This window comes from Candidatus Manganitrophus morganii (genome assembly GCA_021651055.1).
Classification (GTDB): domain Bacteria; phylum Nitrospirota; class Nitrospiria; order SBBL01; family Manganitrophaceae; genus Manganitrophus; species Manganitrophus morganii.
Window position 1 is genome coordinate 4,239,860 of the sequence record JAJHOH010000001.1, and the last position, 11,699, is coordinate 4,251,558.

Sequence of the window (11,699 nt, forward strand, 5' to 3'; positions counted from 1 at the left end):
TTTGGTCGTCATTCCCGCGAAAGCGGGAATCCAGTGCTCTTAAACCTCTGGATGCCCGCTTCCGCGAGCATGACAAAATTTAAACTGGCCCACTACCCCATCTGAAAACCACTTTTCAACGCCACTTGGTTTCGGTTATAATGGCGGCTCGCATCGTCATTAAACGGATTGATCGGGAGATGAGAACAGCATGAAACCGAAAACAATGTTTGAAAAGATCTGGGAAGCCCACGTCGTCCATGAAGAGGCCGGGAAGCCGTCGCTCCTATACATCGATCGGCATTTGATTCATGAGGTGACCTCGGCCCAAGCCTTCGACGGACTTCGGCTGGCCAAGCGGAAGGTGCGGCGGCCCGAATTAACGTTTGCCACGATGGATCACAACGTCCCGACCACCGATCGCGCCCTCCCGATCGAAGATGAAATCTCGGCCAAACAGATGGATACCCTCTCGCGCAATTGCAAAGAGTTCGGGGTGACCCTCTTCGATCTTAAGAGTCCGGAACAGGGGATCGTCCATGTGATCGGTCCGGAGTTGGGGCTGACCCTCCCCGGCTTTACTCTTGTCTGCGGCGACAGCCATACCTCCACCCACGGGGCGTTCGGAGCGCTGGCGTTCGGAATCGGCACGAGCGAGGTGGAGCATGTCTTGGCGACGCAGTGTCTTCTTCAAGACAGACCGAAAACCTTCCTGATCGACGTAAATGGCCCGCGCCCCTACGGCGTGGAGGCGAAAGACATCATCCTCTCCATCATCGGGCGGATCGGCACCGGCGGCGGCGTCGGCAGCGTCATCGAATACGCCGGCGATACGATTCGCTCGCTCAGCATGGAAGAGCGGATGACCGTTTGCAACATGTCGATCGAAGGGGGAGCCCGCGCCGGGATGATCGCCCCGGACGAGAAGACCTTTGAATATTTGAAAGGACGAAAATACGCTCCCAAAGATTTTGATGCGGCGGTGACCCGATGGAAGAAGCTCCCGACCGATCCGGGCGCGACCTTCGATCGCACGCTGAAGATCGATGCGGCGACGTTGACCCCGCAGGTCACCTGGGGAACCAACCCCGGCCAGGTCCTGCCGATCGACGCCCGCATTCCGAATCCGACCGAATATACCGATCCGAACGACCGGAAGTCGGCCGAGCGGGCCCTCGAATACATGGGGCTGCGCCCCGGAACCCGGATCGAGGAGATCCCGATCGAGCGGGTCTTCATCGGCTCCTGCACCAACGCCCGGATCGAAGATCTTCGCCGAGTCGCCCAGTTCGTGAAGGGCCGCCGGGTCTCCTCCAAAGTCTATGCGATGATCGTCCCCGGATCGCAGCAGGTGAAGAAAAAAGCCGAAGAGGAAGGGCTCCATCGCATCTTCAAAGAGGCCGGGTTCGATTGGCGGGAGTCGGGCTGCTCGATGTGCCTCGGCATGAATCCCGATACCCTGAAGCCGGGTGAACGGTGCGCTTCCACCTCCAACCGGAACTTCGAGGGACGCCAGGGAAAGGGAGGACGGACCCATCTCGTCAGCCCGATCATGGCGGCCGCCGCGGCGGTCGAGGGACATTTCGTCGACGTTCGTCAGTACGATTCTAAAAAGTAGAAAGGGAGAATTCATGGAGCCATTCACCAAATTAAACGGACTGGTCGCGCTGCTCGATCTTCCGAACGTCGATACCGATCAGATCATTCCGAAGCAGTTTCTGAAGCGGATCGAGCGGACCGGATTCGGACAGTTTCTTTTTTATGACTGGCGTTTTATCGACGGCAAGCAGCTCAACCCCGAATTCGAGATGAATGCCGACCGGTATAAAGGGGCGACGATTCTCGTCACCCGCGCCAATTTCGGCTGCGGCTCCTCGCGCGAGCATGCCCCCTGGTCGCTCCTCGATTATGGTTTCAAGTGCATCATCGCCCCCTCTTTCGCCGACATCTTCTACAACAACTGTTTTAAAAACGGGATGCTTCCGATCGTCCTTTCCGAAGATCAGATCGAAACGATCTTCCAGCGGACCCGCGCCAGGGAAGGCTATCGATTGAATGTCGATCTGGAGAAGCGGGAGATCACGTCGGCGGACGGGCTGCTTTTTCTCTTCGATGTCGATCCGTTCCGGCGGCATTGCCTGCTCAACGGGCTGGATGATATCGGTCTGACGCTTCAGCAGGAGGAGAAGATCAGCGAGTACGAGAGGACGCGGGCCTGGGTCTCGTAGAGAGGTCCCGGCGGGCTCTACAGGTTCTGCTCGAATTGAATATGTCGGTCGAACCGATCGAGATCGGATTGGCGGAGTGGTGAAAAAGCTGGTTCCCTATCTGATCATCTTTTTTATCGGGCTCATGCTGGCCGGGTTTATTATTTCCTTTCTTCTCCCCTCCATCTGGAAACCGGACTCTCTTGCCGCCGTCGCGCTGATCAAGGCCGATTACCAGGCAATGCTGACAGAGAGCATCAAAGATCTTCCGAAAGAGACGACCGCCTACGGCGAGCGCGAGGAGTGCTGGACGGGCGATCAGACCCACTGTGTTTACGGTTGGTATACCGAATGGAAAGGGGCGGTCTACCTCGTCAGCTATACCTATGGCACGCGGGAGGATGACCGGCGGGGTATTCTGCGAGGCTGGTGGTGGGAGGTCGATATGAAAAACAAAACGGCCCGCCCCGTCTGGCTCTCCGAAACACTTTGGAAATCGTATGCGCTCCAGCCGACCGAAGGCTTCCTTGGCCTCATCGATTCGGCGGAAAAGCCGCTTCACCCGGCCATCCCTCCGCTCATGAAAATTCCATGACGCGAATGGTGAAAGCGCCACGGATTCGATTCCTTCAATCTTTCACCTTCTGGTTCTTATCGGCCTTTCTCCTGGGAAGCGGTTGCGCCATGAAAAGCCTTATTTTCTTCCCCGAGAAAGAGATCACCCTCACCCCCGCCGACGCCGGACTCCCCTTCGAAGACCTCACCCTTACCACCGCCGACGGCGTCAAAATCAACGGCTGGTTCGTCCCCCACCCCGAAGCGCAAACGACGATTCTCTGGCTGCATGGAAACGGGGGGAACATGAGCCACCGGGTGGGGCGAATCGACCGTTCCCATCACACGTTAAAAGCAAACGTTCTCATCATCGACTATCGGGGTTATGGGCGAAGCGGCGGGCGGGTCTCGGAGAAAGGGACCTATCTGGATGCCGTTGCGGCGTATGATTACCTTCTCACCCGGGACGATGTCGATCCGGCGAGGATCATTCCTTTCGGGGCTTCGCTCGGGGCGGCGGTGGCGGTCGAGCTGGCCCTTCAGAGAAAGGTGCAGGGGCTGGTCTTGGAGGCGCCCTTCATCTCGATTCGAGAGATGGCGCGGGTCGCCCTCCCCTGGCTTCCGGTCGGAGGGCTGATCACGACCCGGTACGATAATCTCTCGAAGATCGGACGATTGGAAATTCCGATCTTGATCCTCCACGGCGACCGGGACGAGACCATTCCCTTCGCACAGGGCCGGAAGCTCTTCGAGGCGGCCCGCGGGCCGAAGACCTTTTATGCGATTCCCGGCGCCGGCCATAACAATACCGAAGCGGTCGGAGGCGAGGCCTATTTCAAGGCGATGGCCGACTTTATCTTCCGCCTTCCCTGAGCGGCGGCCCGCTCCCCCCTCCCCCCTTTTCCCGATCAAACCGGATGAATGCAATCAGGCTGACGATGAGAACCGCCGCGGCGGCGACGTACATCCTTCCGTAACGTTCTCCGATCGCGATGAAGCCGAGCAGCGGCGCTCCGATGAAGAGACCCAAATCGTAGAGCAGGGTAAAGAGGGTGATCGCGCTTCCTCGGTTTTCTTCCCGCGCCCGCTCGATCAGCATGACCGAAAGAATCGGAAAAATGAATCCATGCCCGATCCCGCTGAGCACGCCGCTCACGATCAAGCCCGAGGGGGTCGGCCAGAACAGAAGGGCGACGATCCCGACCGCCATTGAAAACACCGATGGATAAAGAACCTTCTTGAGTCCGAACCGGTCGGGCCAGCTGCTCCCGGCCAGCCGGACGGTCACGGCGGTGAGGGTATACGCGATAAAGAAAGGGGTGATCGAGCCGATTCCCATCTTCAGGGCATACGGCTTGAGAAAGACCATGTAGGAGGTCATGCTGAAGGAGAAGGCGACGGTTCCGAGCAGCGGAATGCGAAGCGCCGGCCCCCGCAGAACGGAGAAGAAGCCCTCCGGTTCGGCGTCGTGGGAAGGGGTATCAGGTTCGCGAATAAAGAGGCTGGTGAAGATCGATAAAAGCGCAAGGGTCGCGCTGCTGAGAAAGAGGGCGGGATATCCCCCAAGCCGGATAATCTGCTCCCCCACCAAAACACCGATCGCGCCGGAAAGATGCCCCGACACCCCGAAAAGGGCGATTCCTTCCGTCCGCCGCGTGGCCGGCGACAGATCGGCTGCCAGGGTGAAGAAGGCCGCCATCAAGATTCCCATGCCGAGCCCATGAAGCAGCCGGACAACGAAGATCGTCCACCCGACCTCATCGATGGCCAGATAAGAAAGATTGGCCCCCAGAAAGATCGCCCCGCCGGCGATCAATATTTTCCGCCGTCCGATCCGGTCGAGCGCCGCGCCGACCCACGGACGAATGAGGATTCCGGAAAACGAGGCGGTCCCCATGATCAGGCCGACTGTAAAAAGATCGGCCCCCAGTTGCTGAAGAAACACCGGGAGCAGGACGTATGGCCAAAAAGAAAGCCCAAAGAGAAGATGAGCGGCAAAGAGAAGAATGAAGGCGCGCGTGATCAGAACAGGCCGGGTTTCATGAACCGTCGGATCTCTCATGGTTTTATCATAACAGAACTGGAAACGAAGAATGAGGGGTGAAGATCAAGAGCAAAGAGTTGAATTGTACTTTAGGATTTCACGTACAGTCGGTCGCGCCGATCTTTTAAGAGATGATTGTAGCGATTGAGCGATTTGTTCCGGGCCAGCTTCGGGTCGATCTCAACCACATGGGACTCCTCTTTCCGATCGGAGGCCCGATAAAGGATTTTCCCCTTCGGATCGACCACCTCGCTCATGCCGATGTAGGTGAGGGTTTCCTTCCCGCGTGATTCGGACCCGACCCGATTGGCGGTGATCGCGAAGAGGCGGTTCTCCAAGCAGCGGGTCGGCATTGCATCGGGACAATACGGCAAGACGAGATTGGAAGGATGCGCGATGATGTCCGCCCCCAAAAGGGCGAGGCTTCGGGCCGCCTCCGGAAAGAACCAGTCGAAACAGATCATCATCCCGACGCGCGCTTTGCCGACCGGGTGGACCTGGAACCGAAGATTGCCGGGGGTGAACCAACGTGTTTCCTCATAGAAAAGATGGATCTTCCGGTAGACTGAAATAAACCCCTTCGGCCCGACCAAGACTGAAGAATTGTAAAACTGTTTTCCGCTTCGCTCCGCCAGCCCGGCGACGAGATGGGTTCTGTTCTCCTTGGCGAGGCGGATCAGTCGTTGCGTCGTCTGGCCGCTCGGGACCGGCTCGGCCAGCGCGGCGACCTCTTTTTTTGAAGTGAACTGGTAGCCGGTGTTAAAAAGTTCCGGCAGAACCCAGAGGTCAGCCCGCTGCCGCGTGATCCACTCCGCCGCGCGGTTGGTGTTCTTTTCCACCTCTCCGAACCGGCAATCGAATTGGACGAAACCGACTTTCAATTTTTTGTCTCCGGGTTCCCGTCACTGGTGAAATAAAGAAATGCCTGATGAAAGGACGAGGCCTTGGCTTCTTCCTTTAATGCCTCCGGCGTCCCTTCCCGGACCACGGCCCCCTTCTTGAGGATCAATACGCGCCGGCAGAGGCGGTCCACATACTCCATCAGATGGCTGGAGATCAAGACGGTCGCGCCGTTTCGATTGAATTCGACGATCATCTCCGCCAGCCGCTCCATTGTGGCGACATCCAGGCCGTTGAACGGCTCATCGAGGATCAGAAGGCGCGGCGAGCCGATGAAAGCGGTGGAGAGGGCGACCTTTTTCTTCATCCCGAAGGAGAGATCCCGCAGGAGCGCTCCCCGTTTTTCGCTTAATCCGAAGGTCGCCAACCAGCGATCGATCTCCGCTGCCGGGGAAGGAACATTCTTGATCTCGGCGATGTAGGTCAAAAGCTCTTCCGGCGTGAGGCGCGGGTAGAGCATCGGCGATTCGGGGAGATAGCCGATCTGGCGCTTGGCCTCCTCCGGATCCTTCTTCAAGTCGATCCCGTTGATCTCCACCCGCCCCGCGTCGGGGTGAAGCAGCCCGGTGATCATCTTCATCAAGGTCGATTTGCCGGCCCCGTTGTTGCCGATCAAACCGCAGATTTCTCCGTCGATTTTTAAATCGAGCGGTTGGACAGCCACAATCCGGCCGTAGCGTTTGGTGACCCCTTGGAGCTGAATCGACATGGCTAGGCCACCTCCTCATTTTCAAGACGCGTGATTGCGGAACCGCGCAGGTTCCCCAGAACCGGAAAGACCAGAACAAAAAGAAGCGGGTGAAAAACGGCGATAAAAAGGGTGGCGAGCAACGAGAGGAAGCCGGCGATGATGTAGTGAAGCGCCGGCTTTTGGTCTCCCTCGCAGACGGTCCCCCCCGTCAGGGCGGATACTGCAAGTCCCACGAGGAGCAGTTGAAACAGCAGAGAGAAACCTTGCGCCGAGGAGAGCGGACGGACGATCATTTCGACGGCCCAAACCAGCCAGGGAATCGGAAGAGAGAGAAAAACCGCATAGAGGACCTTTCCTCGCCAGATCCGCTCCACCGCAAGGGGAAGAATGTAATCCATCGCGCGATAAGGCCGCTGGAGGGCAAAGAGGGTCGAAGCGGTCGCGGAGAGGAAATAGACCGCGCCCGCGCAGAAAACCGCGGCGGGAATATTTCCGCGCAGAACGACCGCCGCAACCAGAATGAAGGCAATCGCCAGATTGCGCCAGAAGAGCGGGGCGAAATTCCGCAGGGTCAACTGAAAGTCGCGCACCACCAGCGGGCGGACACTCTCTGGAAGCCACCGGCCGATCCGGTTAAAGAGGTTTCCCTTCGATTGAGATTCAAGCAGAAGCTGCTCGACCCCGGAGACATCGCTGTACCGCCACCTTCCGAATCCCCAAAATCCGACCGTCACCAGAAATGGGGCGGCGAAATCGAGCCACCAGCCCATGCTTTCGATCGGAAGAAACCAGATCAGCCAGAGGAGAATGAAGAGGGCCAAGAGGAGCTCCGCCCGGCTCGGCGGATGAAGATGATTCCATAAGATCGTCAACCCGATCTCCATACCCGGGAAGAAAAGCCAAAAGGTAAAGACCCACCCGATCAGGTCGGGCTTATCAAAGAAGAGGACGGTGAAAAGGGCGAAAAGAAAGAAGGGAAAGTCTCGGATCAGCTGTTCGATATAGAACATCACGTATCGTATCTCAGGCCGGATCGGCAACAGATCATCAATCGTCAGCGATTGCTCGGTCGGATAGAGGCGTTTTGAAAGGGGGAGAAAGTTAAAGAAGATCTTTAAGGAAAGGACGGCGAGCACCCCTTGAAGCAACGTCTCTTGGGAGATGGCGATGGACTGGACCGCGCCGATCTTGGAAGCAAAATCGTGAAAGATCCGCCGTCCCAACAGAAAGACGGCGCCGATCATGACCGGAGCGAGAATGAAATAGGTCGCCCACTCCTCCGTCCATGTCCGGACAAGCCCCTTGATCCGAACTTTCAGATACGAGCGAAGCGCACTCATTCCATCTTCACCCGTTTTTGCAGGTTGAACATATCGATAATTTCAGAAACGGTGGTGGCGTCCTGCGGGCTTTTATCGGTCCGGATGAACCCCTGTACGCGGGGGAAACGGAGGGCATAACCGATCCCATCCGCGTCTCTCCCAGCGGTATGGTTGGGGGATCGGGTGATCTCGTCGGCGGTCACCGTGATGACATATTTGGGATTCACCCAGACATCGGGGGTGATCTCCGAGTCGACCGGATGGGGACGCTCCGGGGCCGCCTCTTCGTCGAGGAGCTGTTTGAGCTGGACCAGCTCTTCTTCCGAAAAACCGGTTCCGATCCGCGTCACGGTTTTGAATCGATCTTCCCCCGGATCGTAGACGGCCGAGAGAATCGTCCCGATGCCGAACTTCGCCCGGTGGCCCTTGCCGGCAAAATAGCCGACGATGACGAGATCGACCGAGTCGGAGAGCTCTCCTTTATAACTCCGCTTCAGCTTGATCCAATTGAAGTTCCGAGAACCGGCTGCGTAAGGTCCATCGAGCCGTTTGGCGACGATCCCTTCGAGACCCCGCTCGATCGACGCGTCGAAGAATTTTTGGATCTCGACCGGATCTTCCGTTTCGATGGCGTGGGAGACTTCCATCACCGGGTTTTTCTTGATCAGCTCGAACAGTTTTTTTCTCCGCTGAGCATACCCATGATGGGTATAATCCTCGCCGTTCAAATAAAGAAGATCGAAGACGAAGAACTTGAGCGGGAAAGCTTTCGCCATATCTTCGATCCCATGTTTGCGCTTCCGCTGACTGGTGATCTGGAACGGAAGAAGATCGCCGGTCGCCTCATTGAAAGCAAGCGCCTCTCCCTCGATGATGATCTCTTGTTCGCCGAAGAGATTCCGGCAGGCCTCGGCGATTTCAGGGAACATCGGGGTGGTCCGCTCTTGGTTCCGGGAGAAGATGGCGAGATCATTCTTGCTCTTGTGGATCTGGCAGCGAAGGCCGTCGTATTTCACCTCCACGGAGCAGCGGCCGATTTTCTCGACGATCTCTTCGGCGGAGCTCAGCCGTTCACAGAGGGCCGGGCGGATCGGATAACCCATCCGGACCGACATGGCGCGGATTCCTTTCTCTCCCGCTTGGTAGAGGGTTTTGGCGACGAGGCCGAGATCGGAGGTGATGTTGTAGGCCCGATCGAGCTCCTTTCGATAGGCCCGATCTCCTTTCGAGAGGGCCAGCGCTTCCAGGATGGTGGCGTCTCCCGCGCCGAGCCGCAGCTTTCCCGCCATAAACCGGGCGACATACTTCGCTTCGAGGGGGGAAACCGCGCCGATCAGCTCGCAAACGGCATCGATCTTCCGCTCCACGCTCCCCTCCCCCGACATCGCGGCGATCGCATCAATTCGCTCGTAGACTTCGGCGACCGTGAGCCCCTTCCCTTCGCCGTGAATTACCTTCTCCGCCAATCCGCCGAGGTCTCCGACGATCCGATACTGTTTCGCGATCATCTCCGGATCGACATCGCCCGCCTTCGCCAAGGCGCGAAGGAGATATTTCTCCGACATGCCGATGTTGATCCCATGAAAAGGAGGGAGGAGCTCTCCTTGGGCCAGGTAGATGATCTTATCGATCTCTTCCGCATTCGCCTGCTGGAAGAGATCCGACAAAATCGAAAACATCTCAAGACGTTTCGACGTCGCTTCCAGCTTTTCAAAGTCATGGACGAGGTTCAGGAACTTCATTTCAATCTCAAATTCATCTTTGTCAAAATAACCACCGAGCAATCATACCATACCTCATTGGAGCATTGTAGGGGCGAGGCGGTGCCTCGCCCCTACGAACCCTTATTAAAATCATCATCCCCGCCGTGGGCGTTCACCCAGCTTGATCTCGACTTCCCTCTTCTCCCGGCCCCGCCAGAGGGTCAACCTGATCTTATCGTCGGGCCGTTTGGTTTTCATCACTTCGTGGAACGCTTCCGCCGACGTGACCTCTTCCCCATCAACGGCGACCAAAATATCCCCGCCCACCACCAGAATCGCGTTTCCCACCTCGACCCGTTGGGTCCCTCCCCGGATGCCAGCCCGGTGCGCCGGACCGCCCCGCACCACCCGGGCGACCATCACCCCTTTCCGGACCGGCAGCGAGAGCGCTTCCGCAAATTCGGGAAGAAGGGTCTGCGTATCGATACCGATCCAGGCATAGGCGACATAGCCCTTCGTGATCAGCTCGTTCAAGATCCGTTTGGCGGTGTTGATCGGAATGGCAAAGCCGATTCCGACGCTTCCCCCCGACGGGGTAAAAATGGCGGTGTTGATCCCGACCATCTTTCCCTCCGAATTAAGAAGCGGACCGCCCGAATTTCCCGGATTGATCGCGGCGTCGATCTGAATGACTTCATCCATCTCCAGATCGCCGGCGCGAATGTTCTTCCGAACGGAGCTGATGATGCCGGAGGTCAGGGTCCGCTCCAGGCCGAAAGGATTCCCGATCGCCAGGACTTTTTGGCCGGGGCGGAGCCCGTCCGAATTCCCCATCGGGATGGCTGTCAGCCGCTCCGGCGGCGCGTTGACCTTGATGACGGCGAGGTCGGTTTGCGGATCGGCCCCGACCAGCTCTCCCGGCCACCTGCTCCCGTCGGCCAAGGTGATCTCCAGACGTTCGGAATCGCGGATCACATGGTTATTGGTGAGGATATACCCCTTCTTATCGATGATGGAGCCGGAGCCGGAGGCTTCGGAAGGAATGGGATTGAGGAAAAAATCGTAAGTGACGGCGATGCTGGTGATGTTGACGACGCTGGCGTTGACGCGCTGATAGATCTCGATCGTGTTTTCCTCGTCTCCGACGAAGGCCGAGGGGCTGGAGAAAGAGAATAAAACGAATAGAAGTGAGAACCAAAGCGCGGCGGTCCAGCATCTCTGGATCGACATCCCTCTCTTTGAGGCTCGGCCTTTAGATAATGAACGGTTCTGTGTCAGGGATTCTCTCCCGGGGAGGCGATTCGGGCTGATCTCTTTTTAGCGGCGGGCTTGCCGGACGATCCCCCACCACGATCGTTCCGGTGATACGGCCGAAGGTCTTATCGGTTGAGAAGACAAGGGTATAATCATAGCTCCCGGCCTCCTCGAATTTTTTTTCAACCGTCGTAAAGGGTGAGATGAAGGAGGGTGGATCGGATGCCGGCGAGGCCGGCTCGATCTGGATTCGGAGATCATAGGTTGTAAAATTACTCCAGGAGACGGTTTCTCCCGGTTCGATTTTCAGAATGGGGGGATTGAGTTCCAAACCCGATCCCATGGCGCCATTCGAAATCCGAATCTGCGCCTTGTCATTTTGATCAACGGTGAAAGAGGCGCACCCGGTCAAAAAAACGAGAAGCAGTATGGGGGCGGCGAATCCCCTCATCCAATATAGAAGAAAGGCGGTCCAATGGATCATGGTGCGGGTGGAGTCCCTCCTTGTATCCGATTGACCAGTTTTTCCCGCTCGCCCGGCAATTCCGGCACGACCATAAATTGGATGAGCGCCCATGAGCGGTCGCGATCTCCGTCGACCTGAATCCGGTAGAGACCCCGGTATTGGAGTTTCGGATCTTCAGGGGTGACGTCGATCTCCTTCGGATGCGTTTGAATAAACCCGGCGCGTTCATCGGCGACGGCGACGTCATAACCCTCCGCCTCCAGCGCATCAACAATCCGACCGAAGGCCGCCGGATAACCGAATTGGAACATGACGGCCTCCTTGGGAAAATCCTCAGGCGCGGCTTCCATTCGCTCGGGGCCGGTTGCACAAGCGGTCAACAAGAGGAAAAGAATGAACGGAATCGCTTTCTTCACAACACCCTCCGCACGATGATCAGCACTCTAATGGAGTGCCGAATGAGTTGTCAATCGAAATTTAAACGTATCAGGACTCAACACGTCTGTGCTTACACGAATTGAGGAACGGCTTTCCCATTGCCTTGAGTGTAATCTCCTCTTCGAGAGGCTGTCAAGGCA

12 protein-coding genes are annotated in these 11,699 nt (G+C 57.4%); 4 read left to right on the forward strand and 8 right to left on the reverse strand.

Translation table 11 applies throughout. The features are described from left to right. The first annotated feature begins 190 nt into the window (after nt 1-190). The 4 genes from leuC to MCM46_19535 all read left to right on the forward strand — a co-directional run bounded on the left by leuC (nt 191) and on the right by MCM46_19535 (nt 3,614). Nucleotides 191-1,597 (forward strand): 3-isopropylmalate dehydratase large subunit, encoded by a 1,407-nt coding sequence (gene leuC / locus MCM46_19520; protein MCG3114000.1) that lies wholly within the window; start codon nt 191-193, stop codon nt 1,595-1,597. Nucleotides 1,598-1,610: 13 nt separating this feature from the next. Further along, on the forward strand, nt 1,611-2,207 hold the full coding sequence (leuD, locus tag MCM46_19525; GenBank protein MCG3114001.1) for a 3-isopropylmalate dehydratase small subunit: 597 nt from the start codon (nt 1,611-1,613) through the stop codon (nt 2,205-2,207). A gap of 79 nt (nt 2,208-2,286) precedes the next feature. Then, nucleotides 2,287-2,781 carry a hypothetical protein gene (locus MCM46_19530; protein MCG3114002.1) on the forward strand — a complete coding sequence of 165 codons (495 nt, stop codon included), beginning with the start codon at nt 2,287-2,289 and terminating at the stop codon, nt 2,779-2,781. 89 nt (nt 2,782-2,870) lie between these two features. Further along, nucleotides 2,871-3,614 carry an alpha/beta hydrolase gene (locus MCM46_19535; GenBank protein MCG3114003.1) on the forward strand — a complete coding sequence of 248 codons (744 nt, stop codon included), beginning with the start codon at nt 2,871-2,873 and terminating at the stop codon, nt 3,612-3,614. Here MCM46_19535 and MCM46_19540 read toward each other — a convergent pair. From MCM46_19540 to MCM46_19575, 8 genes are all read right to left on the reverse strand, one after another. After that, complete coding sequence (locus tag MCM46_19540) at nt 3,595-4,803, reverse strand: MFS transporter (GenBank protein MCG3114004.1); 1,209 nt, start codon at nt 4,801-4,803, stop codon at nt 3,595-3,597. The two genes, MCM46_19535 and MCM46_19540, sit on opposite strands and share 20 nt — an antisense overlap. A gap of 71 nt (nt 4,804-4,874) precedes the next feature. Next, nucleotides 4,875-5,666: an acyltransferase gene (locus MCM46_19545; GenBank protein MCG3114005.1), complete on the reverse strand. Its 792-nt coding sequence runs from the start codon at nt 5,664-5,666 to the stop codon at nt 4,875-4,877. Then, complete coding sequence (locus MCM46_19550) at nt 5,663-6,394, reverse strand: ABC transporter ATP-binding protein (GenBank protein MCG3114006.1); 732 nt, start codon at nt 6,392-6,394, stop codon at nt 5,663-5,665. The genes MCM46_19545 and MCM46_19550 overlap by 4 nt, the downstream gene beginning before the upstream one ends. A 2-nt stretch (nt 6,395-6,396) precedes the next feature. Beyond that, nucleotides 6,397-7,716, reverse strand: a complete 1,320-nt coding sequence (locus tag MCM46_19555; GenBank protein ID MCG3114007.1) for a hypothetical protein — start codon at nt 7,714-7,716, stop codon at nt 6,397-6,399. Then, entirely contained in the window at nt 7,713-9,440 is a 1,728-nt protein-coding gene (locus MCM46_19560; GenBank protein ID MCG3114008.1) for an ATP-dependent DNA ligase, read from the reverse strand. The genes MCM46_19555 and MCM46_19560 overlap by 4 nt, the downstream gene beginning before the upstream one ends. Nucleotides 9,441-9,554: 114 nt before the next feature. Beyond that, entirely contained in the window at nt 9,555-10,631 is a 1,077-nt protein-coding gene (locus tag MCM46_19565; protein ID MCG3114009.1) for a trypsin-like peptidase domain-containing protein, read from the reverse strand. A gap of 22 nt (nt 10,632-10,653) precedes the next feature. Next, entirely contained in the window at nt 10,654-11,139 is a 486-nt protein-coding gene (locus MCM46_19570) for a hypothetical protein (GenBank protein ID MCG3114010.1), read from the reverse strand. Beyond that, nucleotides 11,136-11,537 carry a hypothetical protein gene (locus MCM46_19575; GenBank protein ID MCG3114011.1) on the reverse strand — a complete coding sequence of 134 codons (402 nt, stop codon included), beginning with the start codon at nt 11,535-11,537 and terminating at the stop codon, nt 11,136-11,138. The genes MCM46_19570 and MCM46_19575 overlap by 4 nt, the downstream gene beginning before the upstream one ends. Nucleotides 11,538-11,699: the final 162 nt, after the last annotated feature.

Coding starts and splice junctions, on each gene's coding strand:
- MCM46_19560 (MCG3114008.1), bottom strand. CDS start 9,440: ATGAAGTTCCTGAACCTCGTCCATGACTTTGAAAAGCTGGAAGCGACG.
- MCM46_19570 (MCG3114010.1), bottom strand. CDS start 11,139: ATGATCCATTGGACCGCCTTTCTTCTATATTGGATGAGGGGATTCGCC.
- MCM46_19540 (MCG3114004.1), bottom strand. CDS start 4,803: ATGAGAGATCCGACGGTTCATGAAACCCGGCCTGTTCTGATCACGCGC.
- MCM46_19555 (MCG3114007.1), bottom strand. CDS start 7,716: ATGAGTGCGCTTCGCTCGTATCTGAAAGTTCGGATCAAGGGGCTTGTC.
- MCM46_19565 (MCG3114009.1), bottom strand. CDS start 10,631: ATGTCGATCCAGAGATGCTGGACCGCCGCGCTTTGGTTCTCACTTCTA.
- MCM46_19535 (MCG3114003.1), top strand. CDS start 2,871: ATGAAAAGCCTTATTTTCTTCCCCGAGAAAGAGATCACCCTCACCCCC.
- leuD (MCG3114001.1), top strand. CDS start 1,611: ATGGAGCCATTCACCAAATTAAACGGACTGGTCGCGCTGCTCGATCTT.
- MCM46_19550 (MCG3114006.1), bottom strand. CDS start 6,394: ATGTCGATTCAGCTCCAAGGGGTCACCAAACGCTACGGCCGGATTGTG.
- leuC (MCG3114000.1), top strand. CDS start 191: ATGAAACCGAAAACAATGTTTGAAAAGATCTGGGAAGCCCACGTCGTC.